This window comes from Leptothoe sp. LEGE 181152 (assembly GCF_032906605.1).
In the GTDB taxonomy this organism is placed as follows: domain Bacteria; phylum Cyanobacteriota; class Cyanobacteriia; order Phormidesmidales; family Phormidesmidaceae; genus Leptothoe; species Leptothoe turfae.
Genome location: NZ_JASATU010000068.1, coordinates 128,287 through 153,364, shown reverse-complemented (window position 1 = coordinate 153,364; position 25,078 = coordinate 128,287). Strand labels below are relative to the sequence as shown.

Sequence of the window (25,078 nt, the reverse complement as noted above, 5' to 3'; positions counted from 1 at the left end):
CAGGCTTAACATTGAGTTAAAATTGTTCGTCAAGTTACGGAATGTTTCGACGAATGTTGATTCGATGGTTTACCAGCAACGTATGGCAATAGTTGTTTGACTTGAATTTTAAGCGGTTACTAGACCGCTGGTCATGTCCTTGCATGGCCGTTAGGCAGCGTGTTTGTGCTTCAACATCTGATCCGACGCCTGCAAAGGGCCTGACGAGGGTTGCTATATGCAAACAAAGAATAAAAAATGCGATCGCACAAATGCTGGCTTATCAGTATTCAATCTGAGTGATCGCTGGCAGACTGCCAGCAAGCTGATTTTCATAAATGTACTTTTAATTGGTCTACCGACCATCATTTGCTACTACAGCCTGCAGCTAGGCGGCATTTCCTTAACGTGGCTGCATTTTTCACTGGTGGCGCTCTATCTGTCCAGCGCAGTCATGCTCATTGCTGAATCCACTGCCGCTGTTTCGCGACGATTTGCTAGCCAGTCAAGGTTTTCACCGTCTCAACCCGATAGCATCAAGCGTCGCTTAAAAAAGAGCCTCGGCGTTCAGGGAGCAGAACTGCCAGAGTGTCAGCCCTTGCCACGCTGTTCGTTTATTGTGGCGGCCTATTTACCCAATGAACAAACCATCATTTTAGAAACCATTGATCACCTGCTAAATCGCATACATCAGCCTGAGGCAGGTCTGGAAGTGATTTTGGCCTATAACACCCCGGTGGTGCTACCCATTGAGCAAACCCTGGTGCGATTGGCCAGAAAGTATCCTAATTTTCGGCCTTATCGAGTTGAAGGCAGCCATTCAAAAGCCGAAAATATTAACGCTGCCCTCAATATCGTGACCGGGGAGATCACCTGTATCCTTGATGCAGACCATCATCCAGCCCCAGACTGTTTTGAGCGGGCCGGTCGATGGATCGCCAATGGGTACGATGTTGTGCAAGGCCGCAACATGATCCGTAATCGCAGTGAAAATCTCCTCACTCGCCTGGTGGCGGTGGAATTTGAGTCGATTTACGGCGTCAGCCATTCTGCCAAGTCGTTAATGGTAGATACGGCTTTATTTGGTGGCTCCAATGGCTATTGGCGCACCTCCGTGCTACAGCAGGTCCGTTTTAACCCAACTATGCTGACCGAAGATATTGATGCGTCGATACGCACCCTTTTGCATGGGTATCGCATCGTCCATGACCGCAGCATTACGGTTACAGAATTGGCCCCCAACCACATCAGCGCCTTTTGGTCACAGCGTAAACGATGGTCCCAGGGATGGCTAGAAGTTAGTTTGCGCTATCAAAAACGGTTTTGGAAGTCACCCCAGTTAACCTTTGGGCAAAAGCTAATCTGGACCCATTTGCTCTACTATCGAGAACTGTTTCCCATTTTATCGGTACAGATTTTGCCAATTGTTTTCAGTAGTTGGCTGCTAACAGGAACCATTAATTTCACAGACAATGCATTTTTGTTGTCGGCAACAGTTATTACGTTTTTGAGTAGTGTTTATAAACTATTGGTTACTGCAAAAATTGGGTATCACCATTATCCCAGGTACTACTTTTTGCAATATGCCTTACTGACACCGGTTTACTCATTATTGAAAAACATGATTGCGGTTGTTGCACTCTACGATCATCTCCATGGAAAAACCGAGTGGGTTGTCACGCCGAGAGAGGCGACACCTGCTGTGACTAATTTGGAAAAAGTCTATGGATTACCTGAGACAGCCAGGCTATAACCTTGTCTTTTGAGAAAATTTCAACACCCTTTTAGAAAACAGATTTTACTTTCCCATCTTCTATGAAACGTCGTTTTAATCGGTCAGCGGCGGTACAGCGCTTAGCGTGGCTAGACGGATTGCGCATCTTTGCCGCCGTCATGATCCTGCTTTACCATGCCCAGCTGTTGTTTACTCAATATCGCTATACGCCACAGCCTACGGGCCTAATCCATAATCTGCAACAGCTGATTGCTGAGACAAACTCTCTGGCAACGCCCTCGGGATGGATGCAGTTGCTAGGAATTCCAACATTATTTGGGTTTCAGTTTGTGGATGTGTTTATTTTGTTGAGTGGGTTTAGCCTAATGCTAGCCGCCCGGCATCGTTCTTTTGATTGGTTAGGTTTTTGGCAAAAGCGTTTATCGCGACTGCTATGGCCTTTTTGGACAGTTGCCCTGCTGTCTTGTCCGGTTTTATGGATGATTGGCGCTGCGACTGAAAGCTATATCCCACCAGTGTGGAATTATTTTGCAGCGTTTACTTTTCCGCTATTAATCGATCATCGCGCTAGTCTCTTGTTGCCCATCAGCGGTCCATGGTGGTTTATTCCATTAATTCTAAGTTTTACCCTGTGTTTTCCGGTGCTACATCGACTGGTGTATCGCTGGGGTAGCCGCAATCTGTTGCTGGTGAGCCTGGTCATTACTCTGGTTTATCGAGCACTGGCTATATACACCTTTGGAGGACAGCCCACATATACGATTCTGGCGACTCCCAATGGACCGTTGCCGTTTTATGTGTTGCTGGCTAAGCTGAGCACCTTTGTGATTGGCATGGTGGTGGCTCAAGCCTATAAGCACGGTCGTGGTGTGCTTTTTTGGCCCCAGTTTAAGGCGTTGCGAGTGGGTCTTGGTCTTTATGCCATTGGCTTTGTTTGTCAGTTTTATCAGCTAGGCTGGATAGTCTGTGACCTACTGGTACCTCTAGGATTAACCTTGGTTTGTGTGGTGATTTGCCGATGGCTGACGGCAGTTCGCTTTAGTCGTTATTTGGCGCTGAGGCTAGGTCAATATAGCTATAGCTTTTTCTTGGTTCATAATTTTGTGGTGGATCGTACGCTGGGTCTGCTTGTGAAGGGGGATGAGGTCAGGTATGCGATCGCACTTCCCCTAATGATTCTCGGCACCTTAATTCTCGCTGCCATTACCGATGCCGTTACGCCTCTGCTACAAAGAGCCCTAGCCCGTCTGTGGCAAGATATTGACTATCTACTAGCCCGTAAACCTGCGGTAACGGCTCCTCGCTGGGTGCCTTCAGTGGGGGATACCGTTGGCTATCTTGACCAACAATGGACTGTTCAGGCCGTTGAAGTATTGCTGGATGATGGTAACTATTACCTATGCAAAATTGCTAATGCCCAACAAACCCGCTGGGTTAGCCAAGAGCAACTCCAGCTGATGGCTCCGACTGTATTGGCTGGATAAGGCAGTGGGAAAGCTGAATTGATCGAAGGGGACTACAGGCCTGCCGCATTAAGCTTTCGAGTCACTCTTGTTTGCCGTAAAGGTCTCCTGAACATGGGCCGTGATGGTTTTGCATGGGCTTGATGTTAAGGTGAGATCGCACCATTCGTTAGATTATTCAGCGCCCCTGAAACTGTCTTAATCGCCTCTATACCGCAGCCATCCAAACGATGACGCCCCCCCAAATACTGCGGGTCGTTATAGGCTAGCTGCGTCTGACCCTGGTCATCCTCCCAAATCAGTACCTTTTGCGGTAAATCAATGGCAATGGTTGGCTGACACTGCATCAGAGGCGTTCCTAGTTTGGGGTTACCAAAAATAACGACTCGGGTAGGTCGTAACTCCAACCCTACCCCAGAGGCATTTTGGGCATGGTCAACGGTGGCAAATAAATTCAATCCGTTAGTTTCCAAAATCTTTTTAAATCGAGTTTCTGTTTCCCCAACGCTGTAAGGGCTAGGCTTAACAACTAAACCTGTGGGTCCAGTTGCCTGGGCGACCGCCTGCTGACGAGAAAAATAGGCAGCTCCTGCAATCAGGATTAACCCTAAGAAACCGATACCGGCTGTAATATTGCGCATGGTGATGGGCTCAGAACCAGAACTGTGTTTTCAGCCTATAACTATAGGGCGTAGATGTTTTAAAAACAGCTATGTCGTAAGATTTTTTACAGGCTCTTGCTGAGTTGCACAGTGGATACTGCCACCTCCAGCCGCAATAGCATCAATATTCAGGGCAATGATTTCGAGATCTGGGAAGGCTTGTTGTAGTGATTGTTGCGCCCTTTGATCAGCGCGGCCATCCCCAAATTCCTGCATGATCACCGCACCATTGCAGACGTAGAAACCCACATAACCGGCGGCAAAATCTGACGTCCCATAACTTTCTCGGATTGTGCCAGGTGCTTCGAGGACAATGGTTTCAAGCGGTCGACCCTGGGCATCCGTTACATTTTCTAAGAGTGCTAGATGCTGTTGAGTCACCCCATGGTCAAAAAAGCTTGGATCGGGTTCATAACCAGCCAGCACAACACCCGGTCTGGCAAACCGAGCATAGAAGTCGGTGTGACCATCGGTGATATCTTTTCCCTTAATTCCAGGTAGCCAGATAATCTTCTCCAGACCGAGAAGCGGCATTAGCTGGTCTTCAAACTCAGACTTGCTCACACCTGGATTACGATTGTCATTGAGCACACAACTTTCAGTAATCATGGCAGTACCATCGCCATCGACTTCAATACACCCTCCCTCCAAAACGAGATTAGTATTGACCACTTCAGCCCCAGATTGCTGGGTAACAAATGCAGCAACAGCAGCATCTTGCTGAAAAACTTGCTTCTGACCCCAACCATTAAAGTTAAGGTCAATGCCAGCTTTTTGACCCTGCTTAGAAAAAACAAACAGAGGACCCGTATCTCGTATCCATAGGTCATCTAAGGGCGACACAATCAATTCAACAGATGCACCTAATAGATCTTTGGCGAGATCATACTCTTCAGGTCTGACCAGCATAGATACTGGCTCATACTGGGCAATTGTTTGGGCAAGGGTAACTAAGTTACGTCTCACTTCTGGCAGTAGTTGTCGCCCCCAAATGCGCGCACTTGCCCCAAATGCCATCCAGGTTCGCGTATGGGGTGCAGCTTCATCGGGCATATACCATTGCTGGGTGCTTACTTGAGAATTCGCGCAACCCATCAGCATTCCTCCAGCAAATAGCGAAGTATTTTGAACAAATTGTCGTCTTGTGATCATGGTCATCCCCGATATGCAATTTGTGCCCCAAGAGAGAAATTCTTTAAAATTATTGGGTGATTTTTAACATCTTATTGCCGTTGCGTTGAAACTCATAGGCAACAGTCTGAATATCACACTGATATCCCCTTGTAGTCAGAGCATTTATGACAAACTCCAGGTGCGGTGAGGGGTGTAGATCTAAGGCAACTAAGGGGAAAATGCGTACTTCCTGACAGATGCGCAACAGTTCACAAATAGAGTTGAGATGAAAGATCTGATCAAATTGTTCAGAATAGAGAAATAGGAAATGAGAACATAACCCCAACTGGTAGCTAGCGTCTGTATAGCTTAACTGGGGTAATTCTCCTAGATCATAACGGCCTTCAGTTTTGCCTGAGGCAAAATCTTGACAAAATAGTCGAATCGCAGCCTCACGGTTTTTTCTCAGATCACTGGGCGAATGATGGTAGCTCCAAACCCAGTCATCCAGGGTGTTTTCGACCTGTTGAATAATGTTATCTACAACTGCATCAAAGCGCTGTTTAATCTCTGTAGCACTAAAACAATAAAGCGGATCGACGGATTTGATCTGATAGCCTCGCCGAGTGCCTTCTGCATTAAAGCTGGCGGGTCCATCGGCAACAGAAAGGATAGGGTTTTGTAGTTCCGTCTCAGTTAGGTTGAACATTTTGGTGTATTCATCCAACGATCGACCAAAGGGGACTACGCTATCTAACTGAACGGCCATAGGTGATTCCGAAGGGGGTTGAATTTGGGTTGTTTAGCGATCGTTATGATTGAGCTCTGGATGATTGAGCTCTGGCAGCAATGATTCAGGACCGATGTTTGATACATCATAGCCTTGGGGATAGCTACGAATGGATTGATCGGCAAAGAAGTCTGGTAAAGAACGGGGCGGCAGTTTACGTAGCAGTCGACTGCGAGCTTTTAAACTGGTTTTTAGCAACCGGGTGAGGTGCTGGGGCGCAGGTTGCCAGCCTAAGGCATTGAGCAGTGGGGCATCTAACAATGCAGGTACAGCTGTGTTGGCGAGGGATCGCACCCCCACCGGAAACCAACTCAATAGCATTGCCCGCGTCGCATCCGCCACCCGTTGATTGGCCACAGCATAGGTAAATTTCTCCCGCTCATAGGCCAGGTTATAGGCTTCAAATGCCCCATAGGAGTCTGGCATATCGGTAATGCCCATGCGTTCGCCAACGCCATACCAAAAGTGATACATGGCCTGTTTCTCTAGCTCGCTGAGGGCGCGCCAACCAAAGCGATCGCACCAGCGCACAGGCTCATAGATAAATGTGGACAGCACATACAGATAATCGTTATTGCCGATGGGAAACCGACTGTGGATGGCATTCATCCGTTCTAAAAATGCCTGTCCCTTTGGATGTCGGTAGCCCCACTTAAGCAGCTGTGAGACGATGATCCCGGTGTCGTCATAGCGCTTTTGGGTATGGTGCTGAAACTCCCCCGTATGGTCCAGCAGTTTGGCAATACTGGGCACACAAAATGTCCGCAGCAGGGCAATTTCTAACGCTCGGGTCATATCCCAGGGAAACTCATAGCCCGCCAGGAGATGACAAATTGCGATCGCATCCTGCTCCGGATCCATCGTTTCAATTTTCCGGGCAATATCATATCGCCTCATGCTCTTGTCCCCATCTACCCTGTTAGAATAACCCAGCTCCAACTAATCCTTGCCATGGCACGTTGGTTTAACACGGCAGGTCCCTGCAAACCTGATATTCACTATATGCTCTCACCAGTAGAGCGGCTGCCCCAGCTTCGGCGCATTATCGATCAGCAGGGATACTTTGTGATCCACGCTCCACGGCAAACCGGTAAAACCACTGCTATGTTAGCGCTGGCCCAAGAACTAACAGCTAGCGGAAACTACACGGCCATTATGGTTTCTGTGGAAGTAGGTTCTGCCTTACTGAATGATGTAGATGCCGCAGAGCTCAGCATTTTAGATGCGTGGCGGGGAGCTGCTCGGTTTCGCTTACCCAGTGACCTACAGCCACCGCCATGGCCAGATAATGTTCCCACAGGGCGACGTATTGGTGCCGCTCTTAGTGAATGGGCCGCGCATTCATCGCCTCCTTTAGTGGTATTTATTGATGAAATTGATTCGCTACAGAATGAGTTGTTGATTTCAGTATTACGCCAATTACGAGATGGCTACCCCAATCGCCCTCAAGGGTTTCCCCATGCCTTAGCACTGACCGGTCTGCGAGACGTACGGGATTATAAAGTAGCTGCGGGTGGCAGTTCTCGACTGAATACATCTAGCCCCTTTAACATTAAGGTCAAATCGCTGACACTGAATAACTTCACGGCGGCTGAGGTAGCCCAGCTATATGGCCAGCACACGGCTGATACGGGTCAACTGTTTACAGAAGCTGCTGTGGCCCGAGCGTTTGAGCTCACCCAGGGACAACCCTGGTTAGTAAACGCTTTAGCAAAAGAAGCGGTAGAAGAACTGGTGCCAGATTCTCAACAACCAATTGATGTAGCAACTATCAATCGAGCTAAGGAAATTTTGATTCGGCGGCAGGATACTCATCTGGATAGCCTGACAGAACGACTCCAGGAAGACCGAGTGCGCTCTATTGTGGAACCTATGCTAGCAGGTCAAGAGTTGGGTGTTGTGCCAGCAGATGATCGTCAATTTTTAGTTGATCTGGGTCTGGTTGTACATCATCCTGCTGGTGGGCTAATCATTGCTAATCCAATTTATCGAGAAGTCTTACCCAGGGCCTTGGCCAGCGGACCCCAAGCAGGTTTACCGATTGTTCAACCCAGCTGGTTAACTGACGATCATCAGCTAGATTCTAAAAAGTTGTTGGATGCTTTTCTTCGCTTTTGGCAACAACATGGTGAGCCATTGCTCAAAAGTGCCCCGTACCATGAGATTGCGCCTCATTTGGTGATGATGGCCTTTTTACACAGAGTTGTCAATGGTGGCGGTACCCTGGAAAGAGAATATGCCATTGGTAGCGGTCGCATGGATTTATGTTTACGGTATGGCAATGTTACCCTAGCAATTGAACTAAAAGTTTGGCGAGATCATTGTTCAGATCCCCTATCAAAAGGGTTGGAACAATTAGATAGCTATCTTGCAGGGCTGGGACTCACCCAGGGCTGGCTCGTGATTTTTGACCGTCGCAGTGAGCTGCCCCCCATTGCTGAACGCACGACAACAGAGTCGACCATGAGTCCCCAAGGCAGGCATATCAATGTTATTCGTGGTTAAGCATCTGGGTCTTCAGATTCGGCTTTCGTTGTTAAGCCCAGTAGTTCCGCCACAGTAATTGCTGTGCCTGGTGCCAACAATATGCCATTGCGATAATGCCCTGTTGCCAAAATCACATTCTCATAGCCCGCCAGTGGTTTAATCACTGGGGCACCCTGACCCTGGGGGCGAGGGCGTAATCCGCTCCAGTGACGCAGGGTTCTAGCCTGGGCAACGGCTGGGCAATAGCTAATGGCGCTTTGGCGCATCTGCTCTAATCGCTCTAAATTAGGCACCATCTCAAGGTCATCGCCCAGGGGAAATTCAACGGCCTCACCGCCGGGGGGAAATTCCACAGTGGCCCCTAGCCAGTAACGTTTCTCTCCTAAGGGTACCAAGTGCACATCATGTCCATTAAGCACCGGTTGAAACGAGGTGTTATCTAAGGGCTGATCCAGCTCAATTTCCATGGCTTGACCCAGCACTGGGATCATCGGCAATGGTTCTGCCCCCAGCTGGCTTAAGTCTGCTGAGTTCAGACCAGCTGAGAGGATCACCCAATCCACATCTAAGATCTCTTCAGGCAGCTGTAGCTGAGAACAATAACCAGCGTTTTTATTTAAGCCTAAAACTGGACTCTGCCAGTGTGTGGTAACGCCGCGCTGTTGTGCCGCTTCAACCAACGCTAATGTTAGTTCTTTTGGATGTACCTGACCATCTTGGGGAGAATAAATTGCCGCTGCCACAGCTTTTGTATTGACCTGGGGACAGCGGTCCTTTAGTTGTTGTGGTGACCAAATTTCCAATGGATATCCCTGGCTGGCACGTTTAGCTTGCAGCGATTGCCAACGTGGGATTTGTTCTCGATCAAAACAGAAGCTGATTAAACCCTGTATGTGGGGAATAGATCGTCCTAACGATGCTTCTAATTCAGGCAGTAATGTTTTGTAGCGTTCAATACTGTCCCGACGTAGTCGCCAGTTACGACCTTTAACCTTGTGGCTAATAATACCCATTAAAACGCCCAAGGCCGCTTGGGTAACACCTTGGGCGGGGTTGCCTTGATCAATGACATGAATATCAAGTTGGCTATGACTACTCAGCTCATACGCTAGGGTAGCGCCGACAATTCCACAACCAACAATAGCAATTCGTGTCATTTAGCAGTTTTGTTTAGACTGATTCTTCGGTGGGCACCAGGTTAAGAAACGTACTTAAGTCCTTAGCAAACCTAATGTAAGCCTGATTGGTGCGATTACTATCAAATGCAGTAACTGCAGCACTCATGGCTTCAAGATCCTCTGTAATCTCGTTGGATAGGGCCAGAGCTTCAGATTTATCGTTAGGTAACAATAGAAATGCCAAGCGATTCATACGTTCTCTTAGTTCACCCAAAGGACCGTGGATGAAGTTGTCGATATTAGCCCAGTTTTCATCACGGATGTAACCCGCTAGCTCAGGCAGACGATCTTTGGAAGTCTGAATACGGCCAGCGTAAATAGAAATTTGAGCGATCTGGTCCGCAGAATAGGTTGGGGGGGCAGTTGCCTGACCACCAGAACTGCAGCTCACGAGTAGGGTTGCGATCGCAACCAAGAATACTCCCACCATCGACCGTGCTAGTGATCGAAACCGTTCCATACCAGCAATACCTCCTAATGAAGTTAATCTGTGGCTGAATTGAATCAGCAATGACACAGTATCAAACCCAGCTAATTATAGTACGTCAATCATTGCAAATTACGTTTCCACAGTCTTAGACACGGGTTCCGTGTCAGTCTGAAGTACATTAGGTATGATTTTTAACAAGTCAGCAGAATTATAAGGTTTTGGGAGAAAGGCTTTAACGTTTTCCCCAAGGGATAATGCAATTTGCTCATTACTCGGTAAACCGCTGACCGCAATCACCTTAACGTCAGGATTAATTCTCTGCATCACTTGGATGGCCGTTGCCCCCCCTAAAGAGGGCATCGTCATATCCATCAAAACAACCTTGATATCGGTTTGATGTTGAGTATATTTGGCGATTGCATCAATCCCATCCGTTGCCACTATCACCTTATAGTTATGGCTTTCTAAAATGCTTTGGGCGATGTCACGAATAGGGGCTTCATCCTCTACAACCAGAACCCCGTCTCCTTGGCCCAACGGGAAAGAAAGGACTTCTGCTTCCACTCTCTCTTCTGCCTCAATCGCAGGCAAGTACACCTTAAATTGAGTACCCCGACCAACTTCGGTATCAACGGTGATAAATCCACCGTGACTTTGAATAATGCCGTGAACCGTGGATAACCCCAATCCAGTTCCCCCCTGAGCTTGCTTAGTGCTAAAGAAAGGATCGAAAATGTAAGCCAATTTATCCGGGGGAATGCCAGTGCCGGTATCGGTCACTATGACAACAATATAGGGACCTGCTTCCACGTCTAGATGGCTGGAGACAACGGCCCGATCAAGCTGTATATTCATGGCCGATACCGTCAATTTTCCGCCATTGGGCATCGCATCACGGGCATTGACAAAGAGATTCATAAATACTTGATGGAGCTGGGTTTCATCACCTTTTACAGAGTCAATATTCTTAGGTACATCAACAGCAATCTCGATAGATTTCGGAAATGTTTTATGGACAAAGCTCCTGATTTCTTTAATTAAATATCTGATGGATAATAACGACCGGTCACCCTCTACACCTTTTGCAAACAAGAGCATCTGGTTAATAATCTCAGAGCCGCGTTTGGCACTGCTTTTCAATATCTCAAACTCATGCTGAATGTGTTCGTCCACATCGGGTAATTGCATCGGCAAGAGATCGGCCACGCCATAGATCGGCGTCAAAATATTATTTAGATCGTGGGCAATCCCGCTGGCCAATGTGCCAATGCTCTCTAGTCGTTGAGCTCGCAAAAATCGAGATTCTAATTGCTTGGCCTGGGTGATATCAGTATTAACGGTCAGGATGGCATTGGGCTGTCCTTGCTCATCGGTTACTAACGTCCATCGACTCATCACCGTGATGGATTGGCCCGCCTGTGTCACTTGTTTTCGTTCGCCTTTCCAGCTGCCTTCGCGGATCAAAGATTGGTCAATCTCATCGTCATCTGGTGCGTCCGCATACAACAACTGATTTGCATCTTGGCCGAGTGCTTCCTCAGCAGACCAGCCATAGAGGGTTTCGGCCCCTTTATTCCAAAATGATATTTGTCCATTCATGGCCCGGACAAGAATGGCATCTGTGGTCACATCTAAAAGTGCAGCTTGTTCTCGCACCCGATGCTGGGCGAATTTGCGATCGCTAATATCCGTAATCGTGCCAACATACCCCCGGATGCCTTCCCCCTGCTTGCGCTCTGGCAATGCCTGACCAAAGACCCAGATGCTCGTTCCGTCGGGATGTTGGAAACGAAACTCTAAACGAAAAGGAATGCCGTCTTTCAATGCCGCTTGCCAGGTGGCTAACACATGATCACGATCGTCTGGATGCAAAGCGTTGACATGATTCTCCATTTGGCGGGACTGCTCCAATGTCATCCCGGTCATGTCACACCATTGTCGATTCACATAAACATAATTTCCCTGGGCATCCGTACGGAAGATGCCAACGGGAGAGGTTTCCGCTAAGGATTGATATTGGTGCTGGCTTTGGCGCAGTGCGGCTTCGCTTTCTCGCAAAGCATGCTCTGCCTGCTGTCGTTTCCGTCGTTCCTCGGCTTCCCTTAACTCCCGCTCAACAGCCGGCACCAACCGGGCAAGATTCCCTTTGAGAATGTAGTCATGGGCCCCCGCTTTCATTGCCGCAACCGCTGTCTCTTCACCAATGGTGCCGGAGACAATAATAAACGGCAGATCTTGCTGTTGGGCCTGCAGCAGCTTTAACGCCTCTAGTGCACTAAACCGAGGTAATGTGTAATCAGCAATGACGATGTGCCAATCCTGGTGATCGAGGGCCGATTGCATCTCCTCTGGCGTTTCTACCCGAACGTAATCTAGCGTGTAGCCGCCGCGACGTAGCGTCCGCAACGTTAAGAGCAAGTCGTCTTCTACATCCTCAACAACTAAAACTTGCAAATGGGTAGTCACAGGCGATTACCTTCCTAAACAGGCGGGGATTGATTCATCAATAACCAGTACATTCCAAGCTGCCGAATGGCTTCGGAAAACTGGAGAAAATCCACTGGCTTGCGAATGTAACTATTACATCCCAGGTTATAGCTATCGAGTAAGTCTTGCTCTTCATTGGATGTGGTTAAGACAACCACGGGTAAAAGTTTGGTGAGTGCTTCCCCCCGTAAGCGACGTAAAACTTCCAGGCCATTCAGGCGGGGCAGCTTAAGATCCAGCAAAATCACGGCTGGTTTAAGGCTAACATCGCGATCTGCATACGGACCTGTACCAAACAGGTAATCCAGTGCTTCGACACCATCATGGGCAACGACAACCTGATTGCCAATATGATTGCGATTGAGGGCACGGATGGTTAAAATCTCGTCATCGGGATTATCCTCTACCAAGAGAATGACTTTGTGATCAACCTGTCCACTCATACCCCAACCTCACTCTTCCGTTAACGTGAAATAGAATGTGGCCCCTTGATCCAGTGCGCCTTCAGCCCACACTTGTCCCCCATGTCGATGGATGATTCGCTGCACCGTAGCGAGGCCGATGCCATTGCCAGAAAACTCATGCATCCCATGTAATCGCTGAAACGGTCGAAATAATTTGTCGATAAAGGAGATATCAAAGCCCACGCCATTATCTCGTATAAAGTAGGCTGGGATACCGTTTTCCTGAGTAATTACACCAAACTCAATCTTAGCGTGGGATTGCTTAGAGGTATATTTCCAGGCATTATTCAATAAATTATCCAATGCCACTTGCAGCAGCGGCCGATCACCATAGGCCAGCATGCCTGGTTGAATCTCCCACTCTACTTGCCGTTCTGGGGACGCTTGCTGTAAATCGATACAAATGCGATGGGCTAATCGGCTCAGATCAACCGATCTTTTGTGCATATCGTTACGGGTCACGCGCGATAGGGTGATCAAATCATCGATCAATGCCCCCATGCGTTGCGTGGCCGAGCGGATTCGGCGTAAATAGTCCTGGCCGTTTTCGTCTAAGTTTTCCAGGCAGTCTTCTAGCAGTGCCTGGCTAAAGCCATCAATACTACGTAAGGGGGCGCGCAAGTCATGGGAAACGGAATAGCTAAAGGCTTCCAGTTCTTGATTGACAGCCTTTAGTTCAATAATGGCTTGCTGCAATCCTCGGTTCAGCGCTTGCGCCCGTTCCTCGGCTTGCTGGCGTTCGACCACTTCTGCCTGGAGACCCGTCAAGAGTTCTGCATGCTGGAGTGCAACTGCTAAGTGGCTCGCAATTTGCTGAACAAACTCGATTTCCGTTTCCTGCCACTGGCGCGGGGCCTGGCACTGATGAATGCAGAGTAATCCCCACAGGTGACGACCTTGCACGAGGGGCACCACCAAATTTGCCCGCACCTGAAACTGGGACAGGATCTGGATGTGACAATCGCTCAACCCGGCATCATGAATATCTGTGACGTTCTGGATCTGACCTTGCTGGTAATGAATAGCAAACTGATCCCCAAAGCAGTGATCATGAATTTTTTGTGCGATCGCAGAGTCAAATTCGGGGTCTACATCTTCAGAAACAAATTCCCCGTCATTCCAGTTAGTATCAGGGTAGAAACGAAACATCCCCACTCGGTCTGCGGACAGCAGTTGCCGAACTTCAGCTGCCGTCAATTTAAAGATGGTTTCTAGATCCAGAGGTTCCCGAAGCCGAGTGATCAAGCGGAATAGAGTTTGCTGCTGATCAATTTGGCAATGCGCTTGATGAACCTGCTGCTCCAACGCTTGAAATTCTTTACCTAGGAGTGCTTGGACCTGCTCCCATTCAGCTTCATCGTGACAAGTACTGCGTAATCTTGCCAATAGATTTGAGTTCATAACGCTCAGCTCGCTAATGCTTGAAGTCACTAAATGCTTAACTGAACGGCTACTTTAGCAGATCCAGGAACTGGGTTAAGTATTCAGTATCGTTATAGATAACAAACAAAATATCTTCTCTAAGCTAGGGGCGCATTTTTCAGAATCACCCGTATCGCTGAGGATTGCGAATAGACGTTGTTAGACAGACACGCTCAGCAATTTCTAATAGTTTTAAACCTACATTCAAGAAAGATTTATTCTGACCTCAAAAATACTATCTGCTTCTATGGAAAGCTTGTGTCGTGCCTGAGGCGTCGTCTTCGACAATTTGAGACACTGAATAACTCACGGCAGCTGAGCTAATGCAATGTTATCCATAGGGAATTCATTAGACCATGACACGTCTTTCTAAACTGACTTCACACTGCCTCAAAGTTGCTGGTATCGGGTTCACTAGTTTGCTGATTGCATTACCCGTAACCGCTCAAAGTACCAGTAGTCAAAGCATTACCCAGATTGCTGGCTCAAACGATTCCTTTGATGTTCTAGTTTCTCTCATGGACCATGCAGGTATTTTAGAGGCATTTAATGGCTCTAATGGGAAAGAATTCACTGTTTTTGCCCCCACCGATGATGCCTTTGGTCGTTTATCTGAGGGAACCATTGAAAGTCTCTATAAACCTGAAAATAGAGAGACTTTACTCGACGTTCTTGCCTACCATGTGATCGGTGGTAGTATTACCTCTGATCAGCTTGCTTCAGGCGCTGTGGACAGTAAAAATGGCTTACCTTTACAAGTGAATGTGGGACAACAAGTAACAATCAATGATGCCACTGTTAGAGCAGCGGATATCACTGCAAACAATGGTGTTATCCATGCCATTGATACGGTATTGATCCCACAGCGATAGGGTTATCCCTAATCCTCGATTAAAAATAAAGAGTCTTGTAAGGGCTGCACAAAGTGCAGCCCTTATGAGCTGATTAATCCAACTTCTCCCATTGCCTGGGACCGGTACTTATTCAACCCCATATGAGTTGCTTAAGTTAAGCCGTCATATTTTACTTAGCTGCATCCCTTAATCCTTTAACTAAGCTACGGTTAAGCTATTGAATTGAATATCTTTTCAAAATCCGCATGAATAAAGGCATTCCTGACCAGGGACTGCCAATGGCGATACGCCCTCCCTATGCCGCCGTACGAAGCACAGGACATTTAGGGCAGTTGTCCCCTGGACTAACGGTGAATTTGTATGTGAGGATGGGAAAATGATTCCAACAAAAAGATCTCTAACCGCCATCCACGAAGCTAGCCACTGCTGCCTGTATACGGCTTTCGGCGTCGTGATCAATGGAGTCAGAATCAATCCTGACGGAACCGGGCGAGTCCATCGCTACAACTTCGAGCCGCCACAGGAACCGCTTCCATTGATGATCAATGCTCAAAATGGAGCTATATCGATTGCAGGCGTTGTCGGTGAAGCCATTCACGAACATGGAGAAGTCGAGCTCAATGCCATACTGACGAAGTTGACGTTTGGAGGTGGCCAAAGCGACTACGACAGGATACAACAATGCGGCGTTGATCATCTGATTGAGGCGTTGATGACATTTTCTTCTTCTGCTCTTATGGAGCATTGGGGCAAGGTCTTGAGGTTAGCGGCTAGATTGGACCAGGTGCAATATCTAGACTCAGATGAGATATCCAGTGAACTGCCATACGTGTGTGATGTCAGTCGCTATTCAGCCCAGTTACAGAAGGAGATCGACAGTTGCAGTACCAGATGGCCGTGGAATCCTTCTATAAAGAGGGGGCTTATGCGTGTGTCGTCTGCATTGCTGAGGTGAGGGTTGTGGTGTGGCTGATGGTTTTCAAAATGTGGCGATGTTACGCCATTAAAGCTCTCGCAATTTTGGGATTGAGCACATTTCTAGTCACTGGTATGCAGTCCTCCGCCGTATCTGGCGAACGCTCAATCTTTGGTGAAAGCCCCCCTGATATTGAGCGTTACTTTGATCAGTATTGGACTCGCTTGACCCTTGGGCATGCCGAAGGCGAGCTCAACGTAACGTATACTTACAGCCCTGGAAAAATAAGATCTTTTTTCAACAATGCAGAAGACTTAAGATTATCAGTGGGGTTTATCAATGATCAAGCAGTGAGTGTTCACATCCACCAAGATGGTGCAGGGTTCAATATTCCATTAGAGCGATTCGAGCCTTCAGATCATTCAATGAATATCTTTGATGATGTATTTGAATCTATTTTTGGTTATCGCCCTCCTGTTACATCTCCTGTTTACCGACAAATACTTCAACCAGGATCATTGCAAGGCACACTCCATACGGTTACTTATTGCATAAGCGAGGAAATCGCAATGTCCTATGAATGGATTAGCACAGAAGATTACATCTGGTTTATCCGTTTTTTCCAGGAACCTGCTTGTGTTTGAATAGGACGTTGCCGAATCTGGAGATGCTTTAAGTCGAAAGTTTTACGGATCCCCTGCTCAGTGGGTTGAAGTGGAAGGACCATGATGCATATCAGAAAAGCTTAGAGCAGTTGGTCAGGGATTTGAAGGCGTCTTTGGCAGCTAAGGGATGATGTGTATGCTTCCGAAAATGGCCAGCAAACCGCCAATGTCAATTTTTGGTGAAGATTAAACCACACAACCCTCTAGAGAAATCGTGAATCTCCTGATGTCTACAGTTAGAAGATCACACTACGATGGGTATAAATATCGGCAATCAAAATATCCCCACGTAAGGTAGGGATGACTATAGATACGCTCCCACATCTATCTCATCCCTTGAGTTAATGGCGTCTTTATTTATGTTTCAGTCGTTAGGCACTTGGAGATTTTATAATATGCGTAACAGCTTTAGGCTGCTTCTGGGCTGCCCAATCATTGCAATACTAGTCGGAACAGGTAATGCTCAGGCAGGAACAATCATACTAGATGACTTTTCAGTCACACAAGATGTTGGACTTCTAGATATTTCTGGGTTTATACCCTCTAGCAGTCAGACTGGTCCTAGTAGCAGTATTTTAGGTGAATTTCGGGATCTAGAAGCATTAGGAAATGCAGACAATTTTCTGGAAACCCGCTTAAGAGTAGATAATGGTGCACTCAGTTTTAGTAATAATGTAGGCACTCTTGGAGCTGGGTTAATTGTTTGGGATGGTAATGACGATCCGACTACAGTTGATTCAACAGGCTTAGGTGGGATTGACATTACCCAAAGTGGGGGTATGGGCCTAGACGGGATTTTTCTAGATATTCTCTCCGCTGATCTTGCTGGCTTAGAGCTTGCGTTTACAGTCTATGACACCAATAACAATACCTCAAGCCTTGCCCAGCTGTTTGACACACCTGTTTCCAGCTCCTCTCCCTTAACCGCAGGATTCCTCTTTTCTGACTTTGTTGGCAATGCTGATTTCACCAATGTGGGTGCCATTGAGCTAGCGATTGCCGGTCCTGAAGAAATCGATGCTACCATTGATTTGATTGAGATTGGCCCATCTGAATCAGCTGATGTACCAGAGCCCACGGTCTCTCTCTTTGCCTTAGTAGGAATCTCTATGCTTGGCGGCAACTCCCTTAAGCGCAAGACTCAGCAATAACCGTCAATCATTGCCCAGTCGAATCTTTTGCAAGAATGACGCGATCGGGACCCTATTGTATTGGGTGTCTCGTAGGTGAGTGAATATTGGTAAAGCCACCTCTGGTGCTCAATGCTTCAGGGGTGGCTTTGCTTTGTGACAGATGGGAATGCAGAATATTGATAATGAAACAAATACAGTAGCCCTCGACCAGTTCAGCGAGGCGCGCGATCGGGGGGTGGGGATCCCATTATTGAAGCCACATTTAAGCCATGGATTTTTCGAAGCTTGAAAAGCATTGTTAATCAAGGCATTTCTTACCAGGGACTGCCAATGGTGGTGAAAGAGGCCCAAAAATAGGGGTGAGAAAAGAGGCGACTGTCGATGCTAGCGATGTCATCTGGCAACGACAGGGTCCCGCCTGACCAACTTAGCTCACCGTTTTCTACGGTAATGTCGCCGTTGAGCATGGCTAACTGTGCCTGGCGTAGGGCTTCGGCCTTGATAGGCTCGGTTTGTAGGCTGGTATAAAACTGGGTCATTAGCCCTGCGGTGCCGACATCGTCCACTTTCCAAAGACTGGCGATGGCTGTTTTCACACCAGCTTGTACGGCTAGACCAGCAAAACCTAGTTCAGCTTCTTCATTGCCCAGGGCGGTGCGGCAGGCGCTCAGGACCATCAACTCTACAGCCGGGTTGTTTAGGCCCAGGGAGCGTACCTGATCCAGGGTGAGCCGCTGATCCCAAAATTGGATGTAGGAATTGTCGAGACTGCCTGCTTTGAACTCACCATGGGTGGCTAAGTGCACGATACCGTAAGGTTTGCGGGCTCGATTGGCTACCAATGAATCGGGGGTAAAGGTTTCATTAATAACAAAATCACCGGGCCACAGTTGTTCGGCAATGGTGCTGAGTTCAATGGGGACTGCCGGCAGTTCAGGCTGATCGGCAAATTTGGCAGCTCCCATGGCTAAGACTTCGGCTTTGCGTACATCTACATAGCGCAGATCGGTGAGGCTAACGCTGGGCATCAGACCCACGCTATAGCGTTCGATCAGAAACTGTTCCCCATCATGGAGGGCGGATACGGGCAGCGATCGCAACCCCGGCGGCATCACAAAGGCTAGATTGGTAATCCCCCGGCGGGTTAATGCCTCTTCCAGGGGCTCAATTATCCACCTATGGAGCTGCTGAGCTGAGCTAAGATAGGTGCGTGTCCGTACCCGACCAGGGTTGACAACATGATTGCGGAAGCGGTCAGCGGTTTTCTGGACTTCTTCCTGCGGGACTGGCAGCGTTTTTAAAATGGGTGGGCCATCGGGGGTGATGACAACCAGTTCTAGCACATCAGTAGACCGGATTTCTTGATCTGCCTTTGGCAATACGTCAGAATAGTTACCCGTCGAGTCCGCTGGGACAAAGGAAATATAGATAATGGCTGGAGGTTTGCCCGTTTTCTCAGCAATGAGGGATAGCTCCATCTGCACCTGGGGCAGATTGGGCACAGTCAATTCGTCTGTTTCTAAGTTGAGATACTCTCGAAATTCGTCGGTATAGTTGTTCTCATTGCGCAAAATTGCTTGCTGTACCCCAGACAGCAGCTGGGGATCCACAGCAATTAAGGTCCCTGGATCATCTTCCTTAAATACATCGGGGCCAGGACGGTCAGTCTTGCAGTCCACGGTACAGGCATCGACTTCCGGGAAATTGTCCCGGTCAGGTTCCTCAGTTTCTGGGTCTGGGTCTGGGTCTGGATCGGGGTCCGGGTCCGGATCGGGGTCCGGGTCCGGCGGCAGCTCGACTGGAGCCTCTCCCGTTAAAATGGCAATGGCTCCTGCTCGTACATCTTCTAAAAATGACTGAGTTGGCTGTAGCTCACTATCTCTGGCAACGATGGCTCCAGCTGTACCATTCACCTCAGCATTACCAATGACGAAGGGGGTAACCCCGTTGCCACCATGGGTAATTGTAACTTGGCCTGCACGACTCCGAACGCTACTCTCAATCGTTTCTCCTTCGCCTTCTCCACCTTCGTCAAAAAAGATACCTGATGCCCTAAACAATTCAGGTGTTGTAACGGTGACATTGTTGTTGGCGATCAAAGCATCAACTTGAATATCGTTGTCGCTCACCAATGTCAGCCGATCGTTGACGTCGAGAAGCGTTGAGATGGAGATACCAACAGCGTTGTCTGTACTGTTCCCCGTAATCTCTAAAGACCCATTGAGAACATTCAGATCACCATCTATTAACACGCCGACATCACTGGCACTCTCACCTGTGATGAAGACACCGTCACCGGTTCGAATAGATGAGTTGTCTCTTAATTGCACGCCATTGCCAGTACCAGAGATGCCTTCAAGGGTCACTGACCCACCTGAGAAGACTACTTCAGAAAACAGATCAACGGTTGAAATGCTAGTATTGCTATCTAAAGTAATAGCCGATGAATCTGCTCCAGCCAGGTTTGTGCTGTTGGCCCCGATAACAAGGTCGCCCCCCGCCGTGTTGATTTCGGTAAAGAGCCCGGCTGCCGCATTAGGACTACTGACAACAACTTGACCATTGCCGGTATTGTCAGTGTCTGCTAGCAAATTAACATCAATGGGAGCACCAAAGGATAAGGGTGCAATACTGGCATTAATAAAAATGCTGCCAACCGCTTCTAGGTTGAGGGCGTTGGTCTGTCCACTTTCATTGGAAAAGTTGTCAAACAATAAATCACTGAGCAGCGTAATATTGCCTGCTTCGTTTCCTTCAGTGCCGGTTGTTACGGTGACGTCGCCATTTCTCAGAGCATTAACTAGCAGGTTGACGTTTAATCGGGCTGGGGAAGATAAGGGACTAAAGGCCTCACCTTCACTAAATTCGGTGGTGGGAAAATCGCCGATCTCCACATTGAAGGGGTCAATCAGCCAAAGTCCCGTTTGCCCTGCGGGTGCTGATACATCGGGGGTATAGTTACCCAGGGTCAACCCTTGGCGACTGCTAGTTTCAATCAGGCCGCCATTCCCCCCATTAGCCCCCCCTAATGCTAAAAACTGCCCCAGGGCATTGGTTGTCTGATCGCTCCAGATAATAATTTCACCACCATCGCCATTGACGGTGGCGCTGGCATCCAAGACTGAGTCGGCACTAACGTAGGTGATCTGGGCATTGGGCAATGGCCCCTGTCCTTTATAGCTGCCGCCAATGCGAATAGCCCCACCACCATCGGGTCCGCTGACATTGAGAAGACTGTTGACGATGCCGATGGTGTCGCCTAGTACGGTAATATCGTCGGCATTAACAGTGTCGTTAACAATAGTTGTCCCCAGTGTATTGCCTGATGTATTAGAAATGGCCAGATCAGGAGAACTCACCAGGCGAACGTTGCCATCGGTGTCTAGTTCTAAACTATTGGCGACATCACCAGCGCCCGTTAATAGCTCGGGTAGGGTGAGGGGTGAGAATAAGCCATCGTCGCTGGGGGCAATGTCATAGCTGAGGATGGACCCATCTGGATTAAGGCGAATCAGCTGTACTCCAGGGACAGATGCGATCGCAACCTCTCCAGCCGACACAGTGCCCGTGGAGATGACGGTGCCACCTGCCAAGGTGAGCGTGCCGTTTTCCCCCAGGTTGAGATCCGCTGCGTTAATCACAGAGCCAGGGGTACTAAACCGAAAGACTAGCCCCGTCGGACCGCCCACTAAGCTGGCATAGTCAGGGGTACCCAAGACATCAAAGGTAGCGTCAGCAAAAGCTAAACCATCAGCGGTTGAGATGCTTAAATCACTGGGGAGCGCCAGCGTAGCATTTTCGCCAAAAATAACCCCCGCAGGATTTAGCAAAAAGAGATTGGCCGTACTACCAGTAATTGCTAGCTGACCGTTGATAACAGATGCATTACCCCCGTTAATTCCCCCAATGATATTCACGACATTGGGTTGGGTAATAAAGTTGGCGGCTTCTGCGGCGGTTAACCCAAATTGCTCAAAGCTATGAAATAGGTTCTCTCCATCGTTAGAGGCAGTTCCTCCGGTGATTTGGTACTCACCGTCTACATTGGTAACAGCTGTACCAGCTCCATTAGGCACAATGGACTGAGCCCAAACATGGCTCTCCCCCATCAACAGACTACCGATGATCAGGGCTGCACAAGTTTTGGTATGTGCCATAGTTCACGCCTCCAGCTAGGCCATCTCACACCATGACAATCTTCGGCGCACTCCGGGATTTTACCGGAATGTCCCTGGTCAACTATATGAGGGCCTTGTGAACTTACGTGGTATCAATGTGAGGAACAAGGCTTTTTATACGTCACGCAGGTACCCATTTTGTTGATACCACTGAACCGTGTCGTTGATGGTTTCTTTAAATGGGCGATAGGACGTCTTTAGACCTTTAGCAGCTTTGCTAGCATCAAACCACTGTCTCGACAGCATTATTCTGATCATATCCCCTGGAATAAAGGGCTTTTGGCCTTTAAGGCGTCCCAGGAGGTTTTCTATAAATGCCCAGATACGGACGGCAAACCGAGGTAGTTTTTTCTGCGGTACAGGCTGCCCACTGATTTCAGATAGGTTGCTCATAATTTCATTGACCGAGTAATATCCCCCGGTCACTAAATAGCGTTCATTGGGTTGTCCTGAGTAGACAGCCGACAGCATGGACATGGCTACATCACGGGCATCCACAATGGGAAAGCCACCACTGGGAATCAGTGAAGCCTTACCTTTCAAGTAATTAAGGATAAAGCGCCCCATTTCTGTCGGTGCGGCATCGTACGGCCCCATCATGCCAGCGGGCAAAATCAGCACAACCGGCAAATCATGGGTCTTCAAAAAGTTAGAAATGGCTTCTTCAGCCAGTAGCTTACTCTTAAAATAAGGGTTCTTATGGTTAAACTCCTGGAATGGTGTTGATTCATTACTGGGAGCGCCACCCCGAATAATGCCGACACAGCCGCAGGCACTGCTGACATATATCACCTTGGAGACGCCTGCTTTATCAGCTGCCTCAAGCAGTTTGATGGTTGCATCTACATTAATGGCTTTGAGCTGCTTCCAATGATCGCCATAATCGAAGGATTCTCGAAAATATGAGGCTGTATGGAAGACGACATCACATCCCTGTAGGTAATGGGAAAATTCATCAACTGCCTGCATATCTCCTTGGATCACCTTCAGACTAGGGTGCTCATCCAGGACCTTACTGGCCTTAGTTAGCTCGCGTGTTAACGCAATAACCTCAAACCCCTGGCTCAATAATAATTTTGTCAGGTTGCTCCCAAGCAGACCGGTACTGCCAGTTACAAACGCTTTCATAAAAACTCCTATATCTGGATAAACTGGCTGGATATTGAATAATGCCCTTCTGGAGCAGGGATTACCGAAGTGACTAGATGTTTCAAGTCTAGGCGGTATCCGTTTAAAGCACGGGTATGGCGCAAATCCCTAGCCAATAATTTTCACGATTCTATTCACCAGAACCATATACAAAGTTCACGACTCATGATCCGTTTCACTATAAATTTATTGCTTTACTCAATTTAATTATTGGGGGGCAGTATACATAATTACAGATGGCACCGTAGGTAAATGGTTCCTAGAAATGTATAGCATCCATTCCCTGGAACGAATCTACGCCATTTGTCGTTTGAACTCCTGCCACAATTCAGTAATGCCTATCATTCTATTCGGTCAAAACATCTTGGAGTAATGGTGCTAATTCATCCTTAAGTTGCCCAGCCCGAATTAACTCTGCATAGGTATCTGATTCAATGGCCAATAGCTCCTCCTTTACTTGTTCCGCTGCAAATGTCTGTAATTCAGGATACTTTGTTTGCATCTTTTTCATTTCTTCTTGCAGTTTTTTTACTTGCCCTTCCACTAGGGCTAATTGATAACGGCCAAATTCGTTATCAACTTCTTGTCGTTCCATCAGTTCTTTGATGCGGCTAATGACTCGGTTTAGGGCTACTCGTCGGGCCACCCCTTGCATATACTCTTGCCGTAGGGGCTGATCTCCTAACAGGTTAAGGGCTTCTAACAGAGGCTTTGTTGTTAACCCCTGCACCAACAGCGTGAATAGCATGACCCCAAAAACAATCGAGATAATCTCTTCTCGCTCGACGAGTATGGTCGGTACACTCAGGGCCAACGCTACTGATACGGAGCCCCGTAACCCGCCCCACCAGAGGACTGTTTGATCCTGCCAACTAATGTCTGTGTTGTCGGGGGTAATCATGTTGCTAAAAAAGCTCAGACCAAACACGCTGATTAAACGAGCTAAGAGCATGCATGCGATCGCAATCAAAATCGAGTCTAAGTAATTGCCCAGATTGCTGAACTGGACCTGATCACCGATCAGTAAAAATACGATTGAATTAACGAAAAATGCCAAAAACTCCCAAAATTCTGAAACGACCAATCGGGTGCGGGGGTTCATGCCGATACGTGAGCCAAAATTGCCTAAAATCAATGCAGTGGTCACTACTGCAATGACGCCAGACCCCCCCAATTCCTCAGCAATGATGTAGGTACCATAGGCCGATACCAGGGTTAACGACTGCTCCACCAAAGGCAGGTCAAAACGTTGAGTTAAAAACGAAATGCCAAACCCAATTAAGGCTCCGGTACTCACGGCAATACCGGTGAATACCAAAAACTGAGCAATCGTAACGGATAGATCAAATTGCTCTATACCCAGGGCAATACCCAACACAAGATTGAAGGCAACAACAGCCACACCATCATTAAAGAGACTTTCTCCCTCCATCAGTGTGGTGAGTCGTTTATTAACCCCTAACTCTCTAAATAAAGCAACCACCGAAACCGGATCTGTTGCCGATAAGCTTGCTCCTACCAGTAACGCCGTTGCCAACGAGGCCCCTGCGAAGTTGATCAATCCCCAAAGTAGTGCGCCGATGCAGATGACCACACCAATAACGGCATAGAGCACAATGGGTACCCAGTCGCGCTTGAGGTTTTCCCATTTAATATTCCAGGCCGCTTCAAACAGGAGTGGCGGCAGGAAAATAAATAAAATTAGCTCAGGGGACAGGTTAACCAGGCGCACATTAAGGACCGCCAACCCTAAACCGACCAGCAACAGCAGTAGGGTGTAGGGAATATTCCGCAGCCAACTGACTACCCGCGACAGTGTAGCCACCCCTAAAGATACTGAGAGCACCAGTAAAAACTGACGTAGATTCTCTTCGATGGCTTCATTTTCAGTTACCAGGTCTACAGCGGTAGCAGCAGTGGCCAAAACACTGTGCACAGGCAAAGCGCTATCTAAGAACATGGTGAACGAGTCC

General features: G+C 48.0%; 19 protein-coding genes. 6 read left to right on the top strand and 13 right to left on the bottom strand.

Translation table 11 applies throughout. From position 1 onward, the window contains the following. The first annotated feature begins 217 nt into the window (after positions 1-217). Entirely contained in the window at positions 218-1,732 is a 1,515-nt protein-coding gene (locus tag QGP82_RS34380; protein ID WP_499062293.1) for a glycosyltransferase family 2 protein, read from the top strand. 62 nt (positions 1,733-1,794) lie between these two features. Then, the gene (locus QGP82_RS34375) at positions 1,795-3,198 is read left to right on the top strand and encodes an acyltransferase family protein (RefSeq protein ID WP_499062292.1); all 1,404 of its coding nucleotides are present in this window, start codon (positions 1,795-1,797) and stop codon (positions 3,196-3,198) included. Between the two features lie 125 nt (positions 3,199-3,323). Here the strand turns inward: QGP82_RS34375 and QGP82_RS34370 are convergent, their stop codons facing one another. From QGP82_RS34370 to QGP82_RS34355, 4 genes are all read right to left on the bottom strand, one after another. Beyond that, complete coding sequence (locus QGP82_RS34370) at positions 3,324-3,818, bottom strand: DUF302 domain-containing protein (RefSeq protein WP_499062291.1); 495 nt, start codon at positions 3,816-3,818, stop codon at positions 3,324-3,326. 69 nt (positions 3,819-3,887) lie between these two features. Next, positions 3,888-4,991, bottom strand: coding sequence for an agmatine deiminase family protein (locus QGP82_RS34365; RefSeq protein ID WP_499062290.1), 1,104 nt, complete (start codon positions 4,989-4,991; stop codon positions 3,888-3,890). 49 nt (positions 4,992-5,040) lie between these two features. After that, positions 5,041-5,721, bottom strand: coding sequence for a LysR family protein (locus QGP82_RS34360; protein ID WP_499062289.1), 681 nt, complete (start codon positions 5,719-5,721; stop codon positions 5,041-5,043). Between the two features lie 33 nt (positions 5,722-5,754). Continuing rightward, on the bottom strand, positions 5,755-6,639 hold the full coding sequence (locus QGP82_RS34355) for an oxygenase MpaB family protein (RefSeq protein WP_163700548.1): 885 nt from the start codon (positions 6,637-6,639) through the stop codon (positions 5,755-5,757). 54 nt (positions 6,640-6,693) lie between these two features. Here QGP82_RS34355 and QGP82_RS34350 point away from each other — a divergent pair, with 54 nt between their 5' ends. Then, positions 6,694-8,247, top strand: a complete 1,554-nt coding sequence (locus QGP82_RS34350; RefSeq protein WP_499062288.1) for an AAA-like domain-containing protein — start codon at positions 6,694-6,696, stop codon at positions 8,245-8,247. Here QGP82_RS34350 and QGP82_RS34345 read toward each other — a convergent pair. The 5 genes from QGP82_RS34345 to QGP82_RS34325 all read right to left on the bottom strand — a co-directional run bounded on the left by QGP82_RS34345 (position 8,244) and on the right by QGP82_RS34325 (position 14,189). Then, positions 8,244-9,386 (bottom strand): NAD(P)/FAD-dependent oxidoreductase, encoded by a 1,143-nt coding sequence (locus tag QGP82_RS34345; RefSeq protein WP_499062287.1) that lies wholly within the window; start codon positions 9,384-9,386, stop codon positions 8,244-8,246. The two genes, QGP82_RS34350 and QGP82_RS34345, sit on opposite strands and share 4 nt — an antisense overlap. A 13-nt stretch (positions 9,387-9,399) precedes the next feature. Next, positions 9,400-9,867 carry a photosystem II protein PsbQ gene (gene psbQ, locus QGP82_RS34340; RefSeq protein ID WP_163670202.1) on the bottom strand — a complete coding sequence of 156 codons (468 nt, stop codon included), beginning with the start codon at positions 9,865-9,867 and terminating at the stop codon, positions 9,400-9,402. 99 nt (positions 9,868-9,966) lie between these two features. Beyond that, positions 9,967-12,303, bottom strand: coding sequence for a PAS domain-containing hybrid sensor histidine kinase/response regulator (locus tag QGP82_RS34335; RefSeq protein WP_499062286.1), 2,337 nt, complete (start codon positions 12,301-12,303; stop codon positions 9,967-9,969). A gap of 14 nt (positions 12,304-12,317) precedes the next feature. Continuing rightward, positions 12,318-12,767, bottom strand: coding sequence for a response regulator (locus QGP82_RS34330; RefSeq protein ID WP_163670198.1), 450 nt, complete (start codon positions 12,765-12,767; stop codon positions 12,318-12,320). Between the two features lie 9 nt (positions 12,768-12,776). Next, positions 12,777-14,189, bottom strand: a complete 1,413-nt coding sequence (locus QGP82_RS34325) for a GAF domain-containing protein (RefSeq protein WP_163670196.1) — start codon at positions 14,187-14,189, stop codon at positions 12,777-12,779. A gap of 377 nt (positions 14,190-14,566) precedes the next feature. On the opposite strand from QGP82_RS34325, the gene QGP82_RS34320 reads away from it, so the two are divergent. Beyond that, positions 14,567-15,082 (top strand): fasciclin domain-containing protein, encoded by a 516-nt coding sequence (locus tag QGP82_RS34320; protein WP_163670188.1) that lies wholly within the window; start codon positions 14,567-14,569, stop codon positions 15,080-15,082. Positions 15,083-15,461: 379 nt separating this feature from the next. Here QGP82_RS34320 and QGP82_RS34315 read toward each other — a convergent pair whose 3' ends face one another. Continuing rightward, positions 15,462-15,761, bottom strand: coding sequence for a hypothetical protein (locus tag QGP82_RS34315; protein WP_499062285.1), 300 nt, complete (start codon positions 15,759-15,761; stop codon positions 15,462-15,464). A gap of 194 nt (positions 15,762-15,955) precedes the next feature. On the opposite strand from QGP82_RS34315, the gene QGP82_RS34310 reads away from it, so the two are divergent. Both QGP82_RS34310 and QGP82_RS34305 read left to right on the top strand, forming a co-directional pair. Continuing rightward, complete coding sequence (locus tag QGP82_RS34310; protein WP_499062283.1) at positions 15,956-16,624, top strand: hypothetical protein; 669 nt, start codon at positions 15,956-15,958, stop codon at positions 16,622-16,624. A gap of 416 nt (positions 16,625-17,040) precedes the next feature. Further along, positions 17,041-17,796, top strand: a complete 756-nt coding sequence (locus QGP82_RS34305) for a PEP-CTERM sorting domain-containing protein (protein WP_163670182.1) — start codon at positions 17,041-17,043, stop codon at positions 17,794-17,796. 296 nt (positions 17,797-18,092) lie between these two features. On the opposite strand, the gene QGP82_RS34300 is transcribed toward QGP82_RS34305, so the two are convergent. The 3 genes from QGP82_RS34300 to QGP82_RS34290 form a co-directional block, all read right to left on the bottom strand. Continuing rightward, on the bottom strand, positions 18,093-21,935 hold the full coding sequence (locus QGP82_RS34300) for a CHAT domain-containing protein (RefSeq protein WP_499062282.1): 3,843 nt from the start codon (positions 21,933-21,935) through the stop codon (positions 18,093-18,095). A gap of 135 nt (positions 21,936-22,070) precedes the next feature. Continuing rightward, entirely contained in the window at positions 22,071-23,084 is a 1,014-nt protein-coding gene (locus tag QGP82_RS34295) for an SDR family NAD(P)-dependent oxidoreductase (protein ID WP_006514935.1), read from the bottom strand. A 367-nt stretch (positions 23,085-23,451) separates the two neighbouring features. Then, positions 23,452-25,065, bottom strand: coding sequence for a cation:proton antiporter (locus QGP82_RS34290; RefSeq protein ID WP_499062281.1), 1,614 nt, complete (start codon positions 25,063-25,065; stop codon positions 23,452-23,454). Between the last annotated feature and the right edge of the window lie 13 nt (positions 25,066-25,078).